Source organism: Paracoccus sp. 22332, assembly GCF_052045125.1.
Taxonomy (GTDB): Bacteria; Pseudomonadota; Alphaproteobacteria; order Rhodobacterales; family Rhodobacteraceae; genus Paracoccus; species Paracoccus haematequi_A.
In genome coordinates this window covers 363185-380301 of record NZ_JBQEOI010000002.1, presented here as the reverse complement: position 1 = coordinate 380301, position 17117 = coordinate 363185, and the positions used below count along the sequence as shown (strand labels likewise).

The following is a 17117-nucleotide window of genomic DNA, read 5'->3' as shown; positions in this document are numbered from 1 at the left end:
GTAAGCGCGACGACGAGGCCCTATGCAGCGAGGCTTGACGCTTGGTCGTAGCACCAGGGCATGAGGTCCTCGATGCGGGATCTGGGGTGTCCGTCGAGGATGGCCCGGAGGGTATCGGCGAGGTAGTCGACGGGGTTCACGCCGGACAGCTTGCAGGTGGCAACCAGCGAGGCGAGCATGGCCCAGTTCTCGGCGCCGATTTCGTTCCCGGCGAAGAGGGCGTTCTTCCGGGTCAGCGCGATCGGACGGATCTGGTTTTCGACCGGGTTGGTGTCCAGCTCGAGGGTGCCATCGTCGATAAAGCGGATCAGGCCGGGCCAGTGCGCGAGGGTGTAGCGGATATCCTCGGCCAGCAGGGACTTCCGCGGGATGCGCGAGAGCTGGGTCTCCAGCCAGGGCTTGAGCGCGGAGATGATCGGGGCGGATTGCTCGCGTCGGATGGCCATGCGGACGGCCGGGTCCTTGCCGCGCACGGTCTTTTCGATCTGATACAGCAATGCGATCTGGCGCAGCATCTCCTCGGCGATGGGCGAGCCGTCGCTCTCGACGCGTTTGACGAAGCGGCGGCGGACGTGGGTCCAGCAATAGACCAGCTGCCACGGCCCCTCATCGCGCGTGATCTCGGTCAGCGCATTGTAGGATTGGTAGGCGTCGCATTGCAGGAACCGGCCGCGGTATCCGGCCAGGAACCTAAGCGGATGTTCCCGTCCCCGACCGGGAGCGTAGTGGAACAGCACGAGGGGCGGGCCGGCACCGCCATGCCCGCGATCGTCGGATACGACGGCCCAGAAGTAGCCGCTCTTGGTGGCCTTCCGGCCCGGCTCCAGAACAGGCGCGCGGGTCTCGTCGACGAAGATCCGGTCGGCGACGCGCAGGTGGACCTTCATGTGGTCGATCACGGGCATCAGGTGGAAGCAGGCGCGGCCGACCCAATTGCCGAATGTGCCGCGGTCGAGGTGGAGCCCCTGCCGCTCGAAGATCCCCGCCTGGCGGTAAAACGGAAGGTGGTCGCCGAACTTCGAGATGATGATCCATGCGATCAGCCGCTCGGTGGGCAGGCCGCCCGGCACGACGTGCTCGGGCGCATGAGCCTGCACTACGGCCTGCGAGCAGCGGCGACAGGCATATCTGGGGCGCCGCGTCACAAGAACCTGGAACTGCGCCGGGATCACGTCGAGCCGCTCGGAGACATCCTCCCCGATCCGGGCCATCTCACCACAACCGCAGGGGCAAAGGGTGCTGGCCGGCTCGATCACGCGCTCGACCCGGGGCAGATGCGCCGGCAGATGCCCACGGTTGCGCGCGGGCTTGCGAGGTTCTTCCCCTCGCGCCCGGGAAAGCGCGGCTTCAGCCTTCTCCTGCGCGGCCTCAAGCACGCCCTGGGCCAGTTCGGCGTCCTCGAGCGGCAAATTGAACTGGTCGGGTGACAACTTCTCGGAACTCTTGCCAAAGCGCTCGCGCTGCGAGGTGCGCAGGATACCCTCCAGCCGGCGGTTTGCCTCCTGTACCTCCGCGAGCGCTGCCTCGACCTCCGCGAGGCGGGCCTTCAGATGAGCGTTCTCGCGGCTGAGAGTGTCGGCATCCATGCCTGAAGTGAATCACGCTGATGCCGTTCTGGCCAGTAAAAACGGGGCCTCCAGTGCGTCGGATGCACTTACCCTGCAACCAGCGGGCGGCGCACCCGCTCGGGTCTTACCAGTCTCCAGTCCAACCCCTCGAACAGCGCCGCCAGCTGCGCCGAGGACAGGCGCATCACCCCATCCCGCACCTGCGGCCAGACGAACTTGCCGCCCTCGAGGCGCTTGTGAACGAGCACCATCCCGGTCTGGTCCCAGACCAGAATCTTGATACGATCTGCCCGCTTCGCCCGGAAGACGAAGACCGCCCCGCAGAACGGGTCGAGCCCGAACATCTCCTGCACCGCCAGCGCCAGCCCGTCGATGCCCTTGCGGAAGTCCACCGGCCGCGTCGCCACGTAGACCTTCACCGGCCCGCCCTGGCCGAGCATCACCATGCCGCCGCCCGCGCCGCTCGGATCGACCGCGTAAGCAGAACCTCATCGGTATCTGCGCCGACGCGGATCACGACATCACCCACAACAATCTCCACGCCGGTGCTGGCCTCCGTCTCTGCCGGCATCTCCGCTGCGGCGCCCTCGACGACCAGTTCTGCAAACATCGGCAGTGCCGCCACGCTCTCGGGCACGACAAGCTGTCCGTCCCGTAGCTTCTTCCGCCAGTCATAAACCTGCCAGCGCGTCGTCCCGTGCCGCCGCGCGACTTCGGTCACCGAAGTTCCCGGCACCAAGCTTTCCGCCGCAATCCGCGCCCGCTCCGCCTTCGTGCGTCGCTGACGCCCGGTCGGCCCCTCCATCACTTCCAGCCGCGAAACCCCACCATCCGAGAAGCCGTCCAAATGGCCGCCCATTTTGCCGTCTCGTTCCAAGCCAACACCTCCGACGTTCATGCGCACGGAGATTGGCCCGTTCAGATCACCAGCGGCAGGAGGGGATCAGCGTCGCGCTTACTTTCGCAGCCGTATCGAGGCAATTCAGCACTCGCTTCTGGTCCCTGCACTTTATCAGCCGATCTGGCGGCGCTGGCTGTTGCTGGAAAGCCTTCGCGGCTCAAATTGGGCCGATCCACAGGCCAAGGTCGAGGTGCACTTTCCCAAGCCGCAGTGGGTGGACCCGGAGTCTGATGCCAAGGCGACGCGCGAGATGTTGGCTATGGGCCTAATCAGCCGCCGCCAGGCAGTGGCGCAGCTTGGCTATGACGTGGCCAAGGTGGACGCAGAAATTGCAGCCGATCGGGAGCGCGAAGCGGCGCTTGGGCTAGCCTTCGGTGAAAAGCCGAAAGAACAAAACGGAATCCAACCATGAACGTACGGCTTACAGGCAATCCGGCCAAAGCGACTCGCATCCGAGTGAACGTGCCCGTTGATCGCGCCAGTGATGATATTTTCACGCGCGAGATGCCGCGGGTTGGCGATCTGGACGAAGGTGCCCGCACATTCCGCGCGGTCATCGCGACCAGCGCCCCGGTGCTGCGCCGTGATCCACGCGGTCCCTTCCTAGAAGTGCTGGATCCTGCCGGCTTGGAGTTCACCCCCGACGACGACTGGCCTCTGCTGGTGGATCATCGCGCCTCAGCCCGCGAAACAGTCGGGCGCGCGCATAGCGTCACAGTCGACGGCGACACGATAGGCGCCAGCCTGCGCCTTGGGCTGGCCGACGATGTGGAGCCGCTGTTGCAGCGCGTGCGCGACGGCATCCTGAAGCATGTTTCGGCGGGCTACAGCGTCCTTCAGTGGCGCGAGTCCGTCGACCCCGAAACCCGCCAGCGCACAAAGACGGCTGTTCGCTGGCGGCTGCTGGAGGTCAGCTTGACCCCCGTTCCCGCTGACCGACGCGCCGTTATCCATAGGAGTGAATCCATGCCTTTTGACCTAGAGACCCGGACGGCGCTGATCGACAACCTGCGCAGCGCCTGCAACCTGCCCGACGATTGGGGCACCGACCTGGACGCGGAAACTGTCACCGACGACGAGGTGCGCGAAGCTGCCCGCGAGGCGCTGCTGACGCGCCAGGCACCGCGCATCCGCGTCACCCGTGACCATGGCAACCCTGCCGAGATCCAGACTCGCGCGGCCGATGCGCTGGCCTTCCGCATGGTGGGCGGCGATCTGCCTGCGGCATCCCGCGAATTCGTGGGCATGAGCCTTCGCGAACTGGCAGCCGATGCGCTGCAGCGTTCGGGCGTCAGCACTCGCGGCATGTCGGCAGATGACGTTTTCGCCCGATCGCTCGGGCAGCATACCACGTCCGACTTCCCGCTGCTGGTTTCCAACGCCATGGGCAAGGTCGCGGCGCAGTCGTATCAAGCGGCCGAAAGCCCGCTGAAGGCTCTTGCTCGCCAGCGCACCTTGCCGAACTTCAAGACTTCAACGGCCATTCGCATTGGCGAGATGGGCCGCCTGGAGGAGATGACGGAGTCCGGCGAGTTCACCCATACCAGCCGCGCTGAGTCTGGTGAAACCATGTCGCTGAAGACCTTCGGCCGTGCGATCAATGTCAGCCGCAAGCTGCTGATCAACGACGATCTGGGCCTTCTGGGCGATATGACCAGTGCCATGGGACAGGCAGCGGCGCAGACCGAAGCCGACGAAATGGTTAAATTGCTGATGGACAACCCGACCATGTCGGACGGAAAGCCTGTCTTCCATGCCGATCATGGCAATACGGCGGCCGTGGCACTGTCTGAGGCGGCACTGACGACCGCACGCCGGCACATGCGCACCGTGAAGGGCGTGGATGGCAAGACGATCATCGCGGTCAAGCCGCGCTACCTCGTTGTCGGGCCGGAACTGGAGACGCAGGCCGAAAAGCTGCTGGCGGCGATCTATGCCACTTCCACCGATGACGTGAACGCGTTCGCCGGCAAGCTGACTCTGGTCGTCGAACCGCGCATCACGGACGACTCGTGGTTCGTGCTGGCGGATCCCGCGGCGGTGCCGTCGATCCAGTACGCCTATCTTTCGGCAGCGCAGGGCGTGCAGATCCAGCGCCAGGAAAGCTGGGACACGCTGGGCCTGAAGTATCGCGCCTGGCTGGACTTCGGTTGCGGCTGGCTTGACTGGCGCGGCGCCTATCGGTCGACGGGGGCGTAATGGCTGACCTGACCAAGCTGCGCCAGCACCGTGAGGCGCTACAGGATGCCCGGTTCTCGGGCGTCCGCAGCGTGCGGGACAGCAACGGCGAAGAAATCACCTATCGCAGCCAGGGCGAGATTGAGCGGGCGATTGCCGCGATCGACTCGGAAATCGCTGCGCTCGGCAATCGGCGGGCATCCCTGATCCGCTTTCAGACCAGCAAAGGACTCTGATCCATGGCCACGAATTACGTTCAACCCGGAAACATCCTGACCATTCCTGCCCCAGCTGCTGTGCTGTCGGGCGGCGTTGTGATCGCAGGCGAGATCAAGGGCATTGCCCAAGGTGACGCGCTCAGCGGCGCCCTTGTCGACGTGGCAACCCGCGGCGTTTGGGAACTGCCCAAGGTAGCAGCCAACAGCTTCACGCTGGGCGCCAAGGTCTACTGGAACGCAGGCGATGGCTTGGCCACCACGACCGCCAGCTGCAACACCCTGCTGGGCGTTGCTGTCGAAGCAGCACCGGCCGACTCGGCATCGGTGAAGCTGCGCCTAAGCGGCTTCTGACATCAGAGAAATGCCTGCCCAAGGCAGCTTGGGCAGGCGATTTTCTATCTGCTGAGAGCAGGATCAGCGCTTGCTATCAGGGGTCCGGCTAACGGGTTTCCACTCATTGCCGGGTTTGCTGGTTGGCGGAAGCCGGGTGTTATCAGGAACCGTAGAGAAGTTCGGTTGCGCGCCCCCGCGCGGACCGACTTCCTGATAAATCCCACCATTACGGCCAGTGTTTTCGCCAGGTTTCTTGCTCATGTTATTCACCTCCTTTCCATCGTCGACCCGATAGAGGAACGAAACGCTAACTGAGCAGCTACCGTCAAGCTATAGTAGCACTTGACAGACAGATATCCACATTTTGCGGCCTGCGGGCGAAAGTGCAGGACCGTTGATTCACCTAACAAGGCAAGGCAAATTCATCCTGATCTATCTCATAACGTCCAAACCTGTTGTAATGTTACAACAGAATCCACACTAAACAATTGATATTGTTCACTATGGCGGGCCGACCTCGGATACCAGCCTTTCCCTTCCCACATGACAAGGGCCGCTTTCGCGGCCCCATCTTTTGCGGCTTCCATCCCGACGCGTCTCAACGCGCCGCGTTTTCCCTGCGCAGCCGCGCGTTTCGTGCCCACATGTTCAGCCCCTCGACCAGGGCCGAGAACGCCATCGCGGCATAGATATAGCCCTTGGGCACGTCGACCCCGAAGCCCTCCGCGATCAGCGTCGTGCCGATCAGCAGCAGGAAGGACAGCGCCAGGATCACGATGGTGGGGTTCTGGCCGATGAAGGTCGCCAGCGGATTGGCGGCCAGCAGCATCACGGCGACGGCGGTCACGACGGCCACCACCATGATCTCGACATGCGGCGTCATGCCGACGGCGGTGATGATGCTGTCGATCGAAAACACCAGATCCAGCATCAGAATCTGCGCAATGACGCCGCCGAAGGTGACGCTTGCGGCGCCGACCATCGTGTCCTCGTGGTCCGAGGGATCGACGTGGTGGTGAATTTCCTTGGTCGCCTTCCAGACCAGGAACAGGCCCCCGGCGATCAGGATAATGTCCTTCCAGGAAAACTCGTTGCCCAAAATGGTGGCGACCGGCTGGGTCAGCTGCACGATCCAGGCGACCGTCGCCAGCAGAGCCAGACGCAGGATCAGGGCCAACCCGATGCCGATCTTGCGGGCGCGTTCGCGCTGCCCCTCGGGCAGCTTGTTCGACAGGATCGAGATGAACAGCAGGTTGTCGATGCCCAGCACGATCTCCATCACCATAAGGGTCGCAAGCGCGATCCAGGCTTCGGGCTGCTGGATAAGGGCGGCAATGTCCTGCATGGCAGATTCCTGATGAGATGGCGTCGCTTAGCAAGGCTGAAAGGACGGATTCGGTTCCAATGATGCTGCCATGCGGCGTTGCCTTTGCCGCGCTGCGGCGATAGTTTGCCGGACAGGGGGAGGGAGCAGGGCGCCGGACCGACCCCGCGCCCAAGATGACAGGAGCTGAACATGAAAGCCGGAGACAAGCTGCCCCTCGTGACCTTCCGCACCCGCGTGCGCGACGAATCCGTCGGTGGTCCGAACCCGTTCCGCTGGCAGGACATGACGACCGACGACTATTTCGCGGGCAAGCGCGTGGTGCTGTTCTCGTTGCCGGGCGCCTTCACGCCGACCTGCTCGACCTATCAGCTGCCGGGCTTCGAAAAGGCCTTCGGGCAGATGCAGGCCCTGGGCATCGACGCGATCTATTGCCTGTCGGTCAATGACAGCTTCGTCATGAACCAGTGGGCCAAGGCGCAGAATCTGAAGAACGTGACCGTCATCCCGGACGGATCGGGAGAATTCACCGACAAGGTCGGGATGCTGGTGCGCAAGGACAACCTGGGCTTCGGCGCACGGTCCTGGCGCTATGCCGCCGTCGTCAACGACGGGGTGATCGAAGCCTGGTTCGAGGAACCCGGCCGCTGCGACGACTGCCCCGAGGATCCCTATGGCGCCACCTCGCCGGAATCGGTGCTGGAGTGGTTGCAGACCGCGAAAGTCGCCCAAGAGGCGTGACTCCTTGAAGGCCGTCCGAAAGGGCGGCCTTTTTTACGGCGGCGCTAGCACCCTTCCGCCATCACCCTTTCGCCGGTCTCGGCCAGCACGCCCGCCAGTTCGTCGAACCACCCCCCCGCCGGGGTCGAGGCGCGGCGCAGCAGCAGGATTTCGCGGCACGGCTGCGGATCGGGAAAGGGCACGACCGCCAGGCCGGGCGCGGCCGCGCATTCCTGACGGACGGCAAGTTGCGGCAGGAATGTCAGGCCCATGCCCTGCGCCGCCAGCCTGCACAGGGTGGACAGCGACGCCGCGCCCAGATCCAGCCGGGCGCTGCGGCGGTGCAGACCGCAGACCTCAAGCGCCTGGTCGCCCAGGCAATGCCCTTCGTCCAGCAGCAGCAACTGGCCGGGATCCAGGTCGCGCGGCTCGGGTCGCGACCGGCCCAGGCGGGCGATGCGGTCCTGGCTGCCGGCCAGCAGGAAATGGTCGGTGAACAGCGGCACGGCCACCAGGTCGTCGGATTCGGGCGGGGTCGCCACCACCGCCACGTCCAACCGGCCTTGGGCCAGTTCCTCGACCAGCCGGTCGGTCTGCGCCTCTCTCAGATGCAGGTCGCGGCTGAGGTCGCGGGCGCGCAGGATCGGCAAAGCCTGCGGCAGAAGATAGGGCGCGACGGTCGGGATCATGCCCAGCATCAGCCGCCCGCCCTGCCCCGGCTGGCGCATCGCCTGTTCCAGCCCGGCCATTGCCGCCATGACCTGACGGGCATGGTTTTCCAGGGCGCGCCCCTGCGGAGTCAGCACCACGCCCGACGGCGTGCGTTCGACAACGGGGCTGCCGACCTCCTCCTCCAGCGCGCGGATCTGCATCGACAGGGCGGGTTGGGTGACATGCATCGCCTCGGCGGCGCGGGTGAAATGGGCTTCTCGCGCCAGGGCCAGGAAATAGCGCACCTGGCGCAGGGTTATGTTCATCAGAATTCCTTATCGTCTCAATCGAATTATCCGATTTCCAATTATCTTCTGACCATGTCAGACGCAAGCAAGCCACATCAAGGAGTTGGGACATGAGCCAGGACACCCCCCGCCACCCCCGGATGACCACGACGGCGGGCGCGCCAATCGCCTCGAACCAGCACAGCGAGACCGCGGGCGATCGCGGCCCGGTGCTGATGCAGGACTATCAGCTTCTGGAAAAGCTGGCGCATCAGAACCGCGAACGGATCCCCGAACGCGTGGTGCACGCCAAGGGCTGGGGCGCCTTCGGCACCTTCACCGTGACGCAGGACGTCACGCAGTATAGCTGCGCCTCGATCTTCGGCGCGGTCGGCAAGACCACCCCGATGCTGGCGCGGTTTTCCACCGTGGCCGGAGAGATGGGCGCGGCGGATCATGAACGCGACGTGCGCGGGTTCGCGCTGAAATTCTATACCGATGAGGGCAACTGGGATCTGGTCGGCAACAACACGCCCGTGTTCTTCGTGCGCGACCCGCTGAAGTTCCCCGACTTCATCCACACCCAGAAACGCCATCCCCGCACCAATCTGCGCAGCCCGACGGCGATGTGGGATTTCTGGGGCCAGGTGCCCGAATCGCTGCACCAGGTGACGATCCTGATGTCGGATCGGGGTCTGCCGCAGGATCCGACCTTCATGGACGGCTTCGGCAGCCACACCTATTCCTTCTGGAACAAGGACCGCGAACGCTTCTGGGTCAAGTTCCACTTCAAGACCCGGCAGGGCCACCGCTTCTATACCAACGGCGAGGCGGCCGAGATCATCGGCCACACCCGCGAAGGCTATCAAGAGGCGCTGTTCGGCAAGATCGAGCGGGGCGAATTCCCCCGCTGGACGATGTATGTCCAGATCATGCCCGAGCTTGATGCGGAAAAGACCCCCTACGATCCCTTCGACCTCACCAAGGTCTGGCCGCACGGGGATTATCCGCTGATCGAGGTGGGCGAGTTCGAGCTGAACCGGAACGCCGACAACTATTTCGCGCAGATCGAGCAGGCGGCCTTCAGCCCGTCGAACAAGGTGCGCGGCATCGGCTATAGCCCCGACAAGATGTTGCAGGCCCGCGTCTTCAGCTATGCCGACGCGCATCGCTATCGGCTGGGGACGCATTACGAACACCTGCCGGTGAACGCGCCGAAATGCCCGGTCCATCACTATCACAAGGATGGGCAGATGAATTTCTTCGGGCAGGTGACGGGCAGCACGGACGCCTATTACGAGCCGAACAGCCGGGGCGGCGCGGTCGAGGATCCGTCCTTTGCCGAACCGCCGCTGCGCCTGGCCGGTGTGGCAGCGCGCCAGCCGCACCGCCAGTTGATCGACGATTACGAACAGCCCCGCGCACTGCATGACCAGGTGCTGAACGATGAGGAACGCGGGCGGCTGTACAAGAACATCGCCGCTGCCATGGAAGGCGCGGACGAGGATGTGATCGAACGCGCGCTGGTCCATTTCGACCGCATCAGCCCGGCCTATGGCGCGGGTATCCGCGCCGCACGGGCAGAAAAGGCCGCCAAGGCGGTCGCCGCGGAATGAAGGCTTTGCATAACGAGTGGCTGTTTCGTGAAGATTGACGAGTTTCGGTTTGGAAAAAGGGGCGCCTGGCGCCCCTTTTTTCACGATTAACCCTAGCCGATCAGGCGGGAGCCGCTGCCGTAGGTCTCCTGATAATGACGCTCCAGGCGCATAAGGGCCAGACGCAGCACGATCTTGCCCGACCGGGCCGACCAGCCCAGGCGGCGTTCGGTAAGTTCGATCCCCTCCAGGAAGCAGCAGACGCGCAGCACGATATCGCCCATGCCGGGGCCAAGGTCGCGCAGCGCCATGGCCACCCGGTCCCGCGCGGATTCGGACCCGCCCCGATAGCCGCCCCCGCTGCGGCTGACATCGATGCCCGAGGTCATGAACCCGGTCCAGTTCTGCGTGACGCGCGGACCCATCTGGGCCAGTTCAAAATCCTCGCGCAGCCGTTCGCCTGCCGCGACCAGACCGGGCGACAGGAAGGGCTTGCCCGCGCCGTCGCGGCGCCGGGCCAGCAGCAGCAGCGGGCTTTCGGCGATGTTGACGCGGGTGCGGCGGCGGCGGCCGTCCTCGGGGTCTTCAATGACGCGCTTTTCCCAGACCCGGTGGCGGTCGGCATGATCGAAGCCGGCGGAGGCCTCGGCCATGCCGGGGCCGTTGTCATGGGCAACCGGGCTGGCATCGGTGAAGTCGCCGGGACCGGGCACCGCCTTGCGCTGCCGGGGGGACCGCAGCATCCCGCGCAGAACATCGCGCCCGGCCGGGGCGATGGCGTAACGCTGGACCCTGCCCGGCGTGGCCGACGGCACGACCCAGCCGCGAAGCGCCATCACCTCGGCCACCCAACGGTCCAGGACGGCGGTCCTGATGTCGTCGCGGCTGACGATGGCCTTGTCCATGCCCTCTGCCGTCACCAGAACGGCGCCCGGTTCGGCCAGCCGGCGCAGGATGCGCAGAACCTGGCGTTCGTCCAGTTGCCGGGGGCGATCCGCGACCTCGGTCAGGGCGCCGTCGACCAGCGGGTCGTCGCGCCGTGCCTCGAACCGGCGGATGCGGCGCAGGATGGTCGAGGCGTGACACCCTTCGGACCGCGCCAGGGCACGGATCGACTGGCCTTCTTCGACATGGCGAAGATACAGTCGGGCGTCGTCTGGCAGGTCGGCAGGCTTGCCCATGGCCTCGGTCAGGGAACGGTGCTCCGCGGGAAGGCGGTCGATGGCGAAATCACCGGTCAAAAGCGTCATGTCTGGTCCCTTGTCATCCTCGGCAGCAGAGGCGAACTAACTACCTTGGGTTGCGTTAAACGTGGTTAATGAACGGCTGATATCAGCAGCTAGCCGCAACATTCCCTAACAAACCCTAAAGATACGTTGCCTCAGCGCACGGTGCGACAAACGGGGAAGCAACACCCGTTAAGGTTGTGTGAAGGTGATCCCACCAACCTGAATGGGACAGTTCAAAATGAGCTACATGCCGAACGTGATCGTCTTCCGTCCCCACATCGCGGCCGAGCCGCTGCGCCGGCCGCGCATCCTGATCCGGGCCGCGCGCGAGGGGCAGTCGGGCTGGCGCCGGGACCGCGACCTGAAGCGCCTGCTGCGCCTGGATCACACCCCGGCCCTCGGCGCCGCCCTGCCCCGCCTGCGCGCCGAGGAGGCGCTGCTGAACGATGCCCGGCTGCAACGCGCGGCGGATTACGACATGCACCGTCACATCCTGCTGATGATCGCCATCTTGGCCGAAATGCGCGCGGCGGTGGCGGGCGCGCCGATGCCGGTCAGGACTGGCGGGCGAATCGGCGCGGCGATGCTGGCGCAGATGGGCGCCGCGATCAGCGCCCCCGGAACAGCGATCCCAGCACACCCCTGACGATGGCCTGGCCCGACTTGGTGCCAAGCTGCCGCGCCAGGCTTTTGCCGAAGGTTTCCACGATCGAATCGCTGCGGGATGCCCGGCCCCGCGCCGGACGCCCGCCATCGCCCTGTTCGCCCGCCTCCGCGCGCGGCTGATACCGCCTGGCGTTGCGGTATTCACTGCGGGTCATATCGAACAGGGCGTCGGTCTCGCTGGCCTTCGCAGCCTCGGCCGCGCGTCGCGCCAGGATCTCGTGCGCGGATTCGCGGTCCAGGGCCTGCCCGTATTTCAGCGCCATGGGCGAGGCGTCCATCACCTGCGCCCGTTCGGCGTCGCTGACGGGGCCGATCCGGCTGAAGGGCGGACGGATCAGCGTGCGCTGCGCGATGCCCGGCACGCCCTTGGCTTCCAGAAGCGATGTGACCGCCTCGCCCGTGCCGACCTGCTGGATCGCCTGGGCGGTGTCGAAATCGGGATTGGCGCGATAGTTTTCGGCCGCCATCCGCAGCGCCTTCTGGTCCTTGGCGGTAAAGGCCCGCAACGCGTGCTGGATGCGGTTGCCCAGTTGGCCCAGCACCGCGTCGGGAATGTCGGCCGGGTTCTGGCTGATGAACCAGACGCTGACGCCCTTGGACCGGATCAGGCGCGCGACCTGTTCCACCTTGTCGATCAGGGCCTTGGGCGCGTCGTCGAACAGCAGATGCGCCTCGTCGAAGAAAAACGCGATGCGGGGGCGGTCGGGGTCGCCGACCTCGGGCAGCTGCTCGAACAATTCGGACAGCAGCCACAGCAGAAAGGTCGCATACAGACGCGGCGACTGCATCAGCCGGTCGGCGGCCAGGATGTTGATCATCCCCTTGCCCGACGCGTCCTGCCGGATGATGTCGGACAGTTCCAGCGCCGGTTCACCGAACAGCCGGTCGCCGCCCTGGTTTTCCAGCACCAGCAGCGCCCGCTGGATCGCCCCGACGCTGGCCGGGCTGACATTGCCGTATTTCAGCGACAGGTCTGCGGCGTTCTGGCCCACCCAGACCAGCATCGCCTGCAAGTCCTTCAGATCCAGCAGCGCCAGCCCCTGTTCATCGGCCACGCGAAAGGCGATGTTCATCACCCCTTCCTGCGCATCGGTCAGGCCCATCAGGCGCGACAGCAGCAGCGGGCCCATATCAGCGGGCGTGGTGCGGACCGGATGGCCAGCCTGGCCCCAGACATCCCAGAAGGTGACGGGAAAGGCCTGATAGTCCAGGTCCAGACCGATCTGCGCGGCGCGCTCCGAAAACGGCCCGTGCAACGGCCCATCGGCGGCGCCCGGTCGCGACAGGCCCGCCAGATCGCCCTTTACGTCGGACAGAAACACCGGAACGCCTGCCAGAGACAGGCTTTCGGCCAGCGTTTGCAGGGTCACGGTCTTGCCGGTGCCGGTCGCGCCCGCGATCAGGCCGTGGCGGTTGGCGTATTTCAGCAGCAGGGACTGCGCAATGCCATGACCGGGACCGCCGCCGCCCACGAACACCGTATTCGCCTGGTCGTCCACCACACCCGCCATGCCTGTCCCCCGCCTGTTGCGTGCCGCGCCGAAGCGCCGTTCGCCGCGACAATACAATCTTAAGTCCTTCATGCCAGTATGGGAATCGTTCGGCATCACGGTCGTCGATGCGCGAACCTTCCTCCCTGTTGAACTGCCGCGCCTTCGGGCGCGGCTTTTTTTTTGTGATCGGCACCTGACAACTGGACAGTTGACGGATCACGGCGCCGCGACTAGCGTGCAGATCAATGATGACCGGCCAGTCCGGCAGGGAGAGGTTCGCCGTCAGGCGTCAGGGTCGTGGTTCGCGCCACGACCCTTTGAATTTCGCCCCTACCCTCATGACAGCGCTCTGTGTCACCCGGATGACAGGAATGCCGCCGCCGGGCGCGATCCGGGTCAAGCCATGGTGAATGTGGGTTTTTCCGATGCGGCCTGACAAACGCAAGCGGACATGCTAGTCCCGCCGAACGCATTGAGCAAAGGGACGAAACAACCATGCCAATCAAACCCTCGCAGGCAGTTCTGGCCGCGCTTGCCCTGATCGCGGCCCCGGCCTTCGCGCAGGACAGCACCGCCCCCGCCGCCACCCCGGCCCCTGCCGCAGAGACCCCGGCAGCAGACGCACCGGCAGCATCCGAGGCCCCCGCGGCCGAGACTCCGGCGCCCGCCGCCGACGCGGCGGCGACCAATGCCCCGGCGTCCGACGCCCCGGCCGCAGCCACGGCCGCCGATGCCGATGCCGGGCCGCAGGTCGGGCAATATTACGCGAAGGAAACCCACCAGGATTGGACGACCCGCTGCATCAAGGCGGAACAGGGCAAGGATCCGTGCGAGCTGTATCAGCTGCTCAAGGACAGCGACGGCAACTCGGTCGCCGAGATGACCCTGATTCCCCTGCGCAACGGCGAGGTCGCGGCAGGCGCGACCCTGATCGCCCCGCTGGAAACCGACCTGATCCAAGGGCTGGGCTTCGCGGTGGGCACGGCCGAGCCGCGCGGCTATCCCTTCAACTTCTGCGCCCCCGTGGGCTGCGTGTCCCGCATGGGCTTCACCGCGGCCGAGCTTGACGCCCTGAAGCGTGGCGCGAACGCGACGGTGACGCTGCTGCCGTTCGGCGGCGACCGCGAAAACCCGGTCCGGCTGACGCTGTCGCTGGCAGGCTTCACCGCGGCCTTCGACGCCTTGGCCGCCTATGCCGGTGAGCCGGCCCCGGCCACCGCCCCGGCAGCGGAAACGCCGCCTGCCGCCGAAGCCCCGGCCAACTGATCCGAAGATCGCGAACCGCGCCCCATCCGGGCGCGGTTTTTCCTTGCTAGACCCGGCGCAGCGCGATCACGGCGTTCAGCCCGCCAAAGGCGAAGGCGTTGGACAGGACCGCATCGACGCGGGCATCCCGCGCCTCGTTCGGAACCACGTCCAGGGCGCATTCGGGATCGGCTTCCTGATAACCGATGGTCGGCGCGATCACACCGTCGCGCAGCGCCATGATGCAGGCCAGCAGTTCGACCGCGCCCGTGCCGCCGATGATATGGCCGTGCATCGCCTTGGTGGACGACATCATCAGCCGGTCTGCGTGATGGCCGAAGGCATGGGCCACCGCCGCGCATTCGGTCTTGTCATTGGCCGCCGTCCCGGTGCCGTGAGCGTTGATATAGCCCACATCCTCGGGGTTCAGACCGGCGTCCTGCAAGGCGCCGGTGATCGCGCGTTCCGCCCCCTGGGCCGACGGCATCACGATGTCCTGCGCGTCCGAGGACATGGCGAATCCCACCACCTCGGCCAGGATGTCGGCACCGCGCGCGCGGGCGTTGTCGTAATCCTCGAAGACGAAGACGCCCGCGCCCTCGCCCTGGACCATGCCGTTGCGGTTGGCGGAAAACGGGCGGCAGGCGTCCTTGGACATGACGCGCAGCCCTTCCCAGGCCTTGACGCCGCCAAAGCACAGCATCGCCTCGGACCCGCCGGTCAGCATCACCTGCGCCGCGCCCGACCGGATCATCTGGAAGGCCAGGCCCATCGCGTGGTTGGAACTGGCGCAGGCGGTCGCCACGGTAAAGGCAGGGCCGCGCAGGCCGTATTCCATGCTGACATGGCTAGCGGCGGCGTTGTTCATCAGCTTCGGCACCACGAAGGGATGGACGCGGTTCTTCCCTTCCTCATAGACGGTGCGGTAATTCTCGTCCCAGGTGTTCAGCCCGCCGCCCGCCGTGCCCAGCACCACGCCCGACCGCAGCCCAAGCGCGCCCTGGAAATCCAGCCCCGCCTGGGCCACCGCCTGCTTGGCGGCCAGCAGCGCGAACTGGGTGAACTTGTCGTAGAGCAGGATTTGCTGGCGGTTGAAATAATCCTCGGCGCGCCAGGGATGGACCTGGGCGCCGATCTGGATCGACAGCCGGTCCACGTCGCGGAAATCAAGCGGGCCGATGCCGCAGCGCCCGTCCCGGAATGCGGCCAGCGTCGTCGTCACGTCATGGCCAAGCGCGTTGATCGTGCCCGCCCCGGTGATGACGACCCGCCGCAGCCCGTCCGGCCGCTCCGGCGCCTTCTTGCCCCTCTTCTTCGGACTCATGCGGCCTTCTGCGCCACCAGCCGTTCGACGGCGGCGATGATCGTGCCCATGGTCGAGATGTCGAAATCCGACTTGTCCGGCTCATTGGCGTTGAAGGGGATCGAGATGTCGAATTCCTCCTCGATCGCGAAGATCGATTCCACCAGCCCCAGGCTGTCGATGCCCAGATCCCGAGGGGTGGATTCGTCGGTGATCTGGTCGGGTTCCAGCATGGCCTGTTCGGCGATGATGGCCTTGATGCGGTCTTGGATCCGGTCGGTCATGAAGCCTCCTGCTCAGCCCTTTTCCAACAATCGTGTAACAGTTTCCTGAAGCCGCGCCAGTTGTTCGGCGAATCGCGGCAGGCGCCGGACGGCCTTCTGGATTTCCATCTGGGTCTCCATCTTGACCGCCGGGTTGCCCAGCACCACGCGGCCCGCCGGAACGCGGGTGAAGATCCTGCTGGCGCCGCCCGCGATCACGTCGTCGCCCACCTCGATGTTGTCGTTGACGCCGACCTTCCCCGCCAGCACCACGCGGTTGCCGATCCGCGCCGATCCGGCAATGCCCACCTGCGAACACAGCAGGCAGTCGTCGCCCACCGAGACGTTGTGGCCCAGCATCACCAGGTTGTCGATCTTGGTGCCGTTGCCGACGCGGGTGGCGCGGATCGTGCCTCGGTCGATGGTCGAGTTCGCGCCGATTTCCACATCGTCGCCGATCTCGACCCCGCCCAGCGAGTGGATCCGCGTCCAATGCTGTTCCTTGATCCCCTCGCGCGTGCCCAGGGTGCGGCGGATCTCCTCGATCCCCGATTCCTCGGGGGTGACGAAGGAAAAGCCGTCGCCGCCAATCGCGGCGTTCGACTGCACGATCAGCCGGTGGCCCGCGGTGACGCCATGGGCGATGCGCACGCCCGCGTGGATCAGCGCATCGTCGCCCAGACGCGATCCGCGACCGATCGACACATGCGGCCCGATCTGCGCGCCCGACCCGATCCGCACATCGGGACCGATGACTACGAAGGGACCGATGGCGGCACCGACCCCGATCTGCGCGCTCTGGTCGATCACTGCGGTGGGATGGATGCCGGGGGCGATGTCGGGACCGGGATCGAAGGCCCGCGTCAGCCCCGCCATCAGCAGGCGCGGGCGCGGCGCGAAGATCGCCGCCTTGAGACCCAGGGCCTCGGGATCCATGCCCTCGGCCAGGATGGCGATGCTGCCGGGTTGCAGAGACGCCGCGTATTTCGGCGACATCGCCATGGCGATCACGCCGCCCTCGGGTCCGACCGGACCCGTGGCCTGCGGTTCGGCTGCGCCTGTCACCGGCAGATCCAGGTCGCCCCAGCCCGTTGCGTCCAGTGCCTGCGCCAGTTGCCCGATGGTGATCGCCATGTTCGCCCC

At 65.8% G+C, this 17117-nt stretch carries 18 protein-coding genes; 8 read left to right on the top strand and 10 right to left on the bottom strand.

Features of this window, described 5'->3' with window-relative positions; all coding sequences use genetic code 11:
- Positions 1 to 20: 20 nt before the first annotated feature.
- The 3 genes from tnpC to tnpA form a co-directional block, all read right to left on the bottom strand.
- The gene (tnpC, locus tag ACTJI6_RS03930; protein ID WP_080622378.1) at positions 21 to 1586 is read right to left on the bottom strand and encodes an IS66 family transposase; all 1566 of its coding nucleotides are present in this window, start codon (positions 1584 to 1586) and stop codon (positions 21 to 23) included.
- A gap of 68 nt (positions 1587 to 1654) precedes the next feature.
- The gene (tnpB, locus tag ACTJI6_RS03925) at positions 1655 to 2014 is read right to left on the bottom strand and encodes an IS66 family insertion sequence element accessory protein TnpB (RefSeq protein WP_214273084.1); all 360 of its coding nucleotides are present in this window, start codon (positions 2012 to 2014) and stop codon (positions 1655 to 1657) included.
- Entirely contained in the window at positions 2008 to 2427 is a 420-nt protein-coding gene (gene tnpA, locus ACTJI6_RS03920) for an IS66-like element accessory protein TnpA (RefSeq protein WP_440798008.1), read from the bottom strand. Before tnpA ends, tnpB begins: the two co-directional genes overlap by 7 nt.
- Before the next feature lie 37 nt (positions 2428 to 2464).
- On the opposite strand from tnpA, the gene ACTJI6_RS03915 reads away from it, so the two are divergent.
- The 4 genes from ACTJI6_RS03915 to ACTJI6_RS03900 are packed head-to-tail and all read left to right on the top strand — an operon-like array spanning position 2465 to position 5216.
- Positions 2465 to 2881 (top strand): hypothetical protein, encoded by a 417-nt coding sequence (locus tag ACTJI6_RS03915; RefSeq protein WP_440798006.1) that lies wholly within the window; start codon positions 2465 to 2467, stop codon positions 2879 to 2881.
- Complete coding sequence (locus ACTJI6_RS03910) at positions 2878 to 4668, top strand: phage major capsid protein (RefSeq protein WP_440798004.1); 1791 nt, start codon at positions 2878 to 2880, stop codon at positions 4666 to 4668. The genes ACTJI6_RS03915 and ACTJI6_RS03910 overlap by 4 nt, the downstream gene beginning before the upstream one ends.
- Positions 4668 to 4883: a phage head-tail joining protein gene (locus ACTJI6_RS03905; RefSeq protein ID WP_440798002.1), complete on the top strand. Its 216-nt coding sequence runs from the start codon at positions 4668 to 4670 to the stop codon at positions 4881 to 4883. Before ACTJI6_RS03910 ends, ACTJI6_RS03905 begins: the two co-directional genes overlap by 1 nt.
- Positions 4884 to 4886: 3 nt before the next feature.
- On the top strand, positions 4887 to 5216 hold the full coding sequence (locus ACTJI6_RS03900; protein ID WP_440798000.1) for a DUF2190 family protein: 330 nt from the start codon (positions 4887 to 4889) through the stop codon (positions 5214 to 5216).
- A gap of 580 nt (positions 5217 to 5796) precedes the next feature.
- Here the strand turns inward: ACTJI6_RS03900 and ACTJI6_RS03895 are convergent.
- Entirely contained in the window at positions 5797 to 6543 is a 747-nt protein-coding gene (locus tag ACTJI6_RS03895; RefSeq protein WP_126155287.1) for a TerC family protein, read from the bottom strand.
- Positions 6544 to 6714: 171 nt separating this feature from the next.
- Between ACTJI6_RS03895 and ACTJI6_RS03890 the strand changes: the two genes are divergently transcribed.
- Complete coding sequence (locus ACTJI6_RS03890; RefSeq protein ID WP_126155288.1) at positions 6715 to 7263, top strand: peroxiredoxin; 549 nt, start codon at positions 6715 to 6717, stop codon at positions 7261 to 7263.
- A gap of 44 nt (positions 7264 to 7307) precedes the next feature.
- Here the strand turns inward: ACTJI6_RS03890 and ACTJI6_RS03885 are convergent, their stop codons facing one another.
- Positions 7308 to 8219 carry a LysR substrate-binding domain-containing protein gene (locus ACTJI6_RS03885; protein ID WP_440797997.1) on the bottom strand — a complete coding sequence of 304 codons (912 nt, stop codon included), beginning with the start codon at positions 8217 to 8219 and terminating at the stop codon, positions 7308 to 7310.
- A 92-nt stretch (positions 8220 to 8311) separates the two neighbouring features.
- Here ACTJI6_RS03885 and ACTJI6_RS03880 point away from each other — a divergent pair, with 92 nt between their 5' ends.
- Entirely contained in the window at positions 8312 to 9796 is a 1485-nt protein-coding gene (locus ACTJI6_RS03880; protein WP_440797995.1) for a catalase, read from the top strand.
- Between the two features lie 92 nt (positions 9797 to 9888).
- Here ACTJI6_RS03880 and ACTJI6_RS03875 read toward each other — a convergent pair whose 3' ends face one another.
- Entirely contained in the window at positions 9889 to 11025 is a 1137-nt protein-coding gene (locus ACTJI6_RS03875) for a DUF6456 domain-containing protein (protein ID WP_440797993.1), read from the bottom strand.
- Between the two features lie 217 nt (positions 11026 to 11242).
- On the opposite strand from ACTJI6_RS03875, the gene ACTJI6_RS03870 reads away from it, so the two are divergent.
- Positions 11243 to 11650: a DUF6477 family protein gene (locus ACTJI6_RS03870; RefSeq protein WP_440797991.1), complete on the top strand. Its 408-nt coding sequence runs from the start codon at positions 11243 to 11245 to the stop codon at positions 11648 to 11650.
- On the opposite strand, the gene ACTJI6_RS03865 is transcribed toward ACTJI6_RS03870, so the two are convergent.
- Positions 11613 to 13181: a helicase HerA-like domain-containing protein gene (locus ACTJI6_RS03865; protein WP_440797989.1), complete on the bottom strand. Its 1569-nt coding sequence runs from the start codon at positions 13179 to 13181 to the stop codon at positions 11613 to 11615. The genes ACTJI6_RS03870 and ACTJI6_RS03865 overlap by 38 nt on opposite strands.
- A gap of 477 nt (positions 13182 to 13658) precedes the next feature.
- Between ACTJI6_RS03865 and ACTJI6_RS03860 the strand changes: the two genes are divergently transcribed.
- Positions 13659 to 14429 carry an invasion associated locus B family protein gene (locus ACTJI6_RS03860; protein WP_440797987.1) on the top strand — a complete coding sequence of 257 codons (771 nt, stop codon included), beginning with the start codon at positions 13659 to 13661 and terminating at the stop codon, positions 14427 to 14429.
- 46 nt (positions 14430 to 14475) lie between these two features.
- Here the strand turns inward: ACTJI6_RS03860 and ACTJI6_RS03855 are convergent, their stop codons facing one another.
- From ACTJI6_RS03855 to ACTJI6_RS03845, 3 genes are read right to left on the bottom strand one after another with little or no spacing between them, the layout of a single operon-like run.
- On the bottom strand, positions 14476 to 15684 hold the full coding sequence (locus tag ACTJI6_RS03855; RefSeq protein ID WP_126155333.1) for a beta-ketoacyl-[acyl-carrier-protein] synthase family protein: 1209 nt from the start codon (positions 15682 to 15684) through the stop codon (positions 14476 to 14478).
- A 44-nt stretch (positions 15685 to 15728) separates the two neighbouring features.
- Complete coding sequence (locus ACTJI6_RS03850) at positions 15729 to 15995, bottom strand: acyl carrier protein (protein WP_440797985.1); 267 nt, start codon at positions 15993 to 15995, stop codon at positions 15729 to 15731.
- Between the two features lie 12 nt (positions 15996 to 16007).
- Positions 16008 to 17108 (bottom strand): UDP-3-O-(3-hydroxymyristoyl)glucosamine N-acyltransferase, encoded by a 1101-nt coding sequence (locus ACTJI6_RS03845; RefSeq protein WP_440797983.1) that lies wholly within the window; start codon positions 17106 to 17108, stop codon positions 16008 to 16010.
- Positions 17109 to 17117 lie beyond the last annotated feature (9 nt).

Excerpts from the sequence above, each read along its gene's own strand:
- tnpC (WP_080622378.1), bottom strand. The coding sequence starts at position 1,586 with ATGGATGCCGACACTCTCAGCCGCGAGAACGCTCATCTGAAGGCCCGC.
- tnpB (WP_214273084.1), bottom strand. The coding sequence starts at position 2,014 with ATGGTGATGCTCGGCCAGGGCGGGCCGGTGAAGGTCTACGTGGCGACG.
- tnpA (WP_440798008.1), bottom strand. The coding sequence starts at position 2,427 with ATGGGCGGCCATTTGGACGGCTTCTCGGATGGTGGGGTTTCGCGGCTG.
- ACTJI6_RS03915 (WP_440798006.1), top strand. The coding sequence starts at position 2,465 with ATGCGCACGGAGATTGGCCCGTTCAGATCACCAGCGGCAGGAGGGGAT.
- ACTJI6_RS03910 (WP_440798004.1), top strand. The coding sequence starts at position 2,878 with ATGAACGTACGGCTTACAGGCAATCCGGCCAAAGCGACTCGCATCCGA.
- ACTJI6_RS03905 (WP_440798002.1), top strand. The coding sequence starts at position 4,668 with ATGGCTGACCTGACCAAGCTGCGCCAGCACCGTGAGGCGCTACAGGAT.
- ACTJI6_RS03900 (WP_440798000.1), top strand. The coding sequence starts at position 4,887 with ATGGCCACGAATTACGTTCAACCCGGAAACATCCTGACCATTCCTGCC.
- ACTJI6_RS03895 (WP_126155287.1), bottom strand. The coding sequence starts at position 6,543 with ATGCAGGACATTGCCGCCCTTATCCAGCAGCCCGAAGCCTGGATCGCG.
- ACTJI6_RS03890 (WP_126155288.1), top strand. The coding sequence starts at position 6,715 with ATGAAAGCCGGAGACAAGCTGCCCCTCGTGACCTTCCGCACCCGCGTG.
- ACTJI6_RS03885 (WP_440797997.1), bottom strand. The coding sequence starts at position 8,219 with ATGAACATAACCCTGCGCCAGGTGCGCTATTTCCTGGCCCTGGCGCGA.
- ACTJI6_RS03880 (WP_440797995.1), top strand. The coding sequence starts at position 8,312 with ATGAGCCAGGACACCCCCCGCCACCCCCGGATGACCACGACGGCGGGC.
- ACTJI6_RS03875 (WP_440797993.1), bottom strand. The coding sequence starts at position 11,025 with ATGACGCTTTTGACCGGTGATTTCGCCATCGACCGCCTTCCCGCGGAG.
- ACTJI6_RS03870 (WP_440797991.1), top strand. The coding sequence starts at position 11,243 with ATGAGCTACATGCCGAACGTGATCGTCTTCCGTCCCCACATCGCGGCC.
- ACTJI6_RS03865 (WP_440797989.1), bottom strand. The coding sequence starts at position 13,181 with ATGGCGGGTGTGGTGGACGACCAGGCGAATACGGTGTTCGTGGGCGGC.
- ACTJI6_RS03860 (WP_440797987.1), top strand. The coding sequence starts at position 13,659 with ATGCCAATCAAACCCTCGCAGGCAGTTCTGGCCGCGCTTGCCCTGATC.
- ACTJI6_RS03850 (WP_440797985.1), bottom strand. The coding sequence starts at position 15,995 with ATGACCGACCGGATCCAAGACCGCATCAAGGCCATCATCGCCGAACAG.
- ACTJI6_RS03845 (WP_440797983.1), bottom strand. The coding sequence starts at position 17,108 with ATGGCGATCACCATCGGGCAACTGGCGCAGGCACTGGACGCAACGGGC.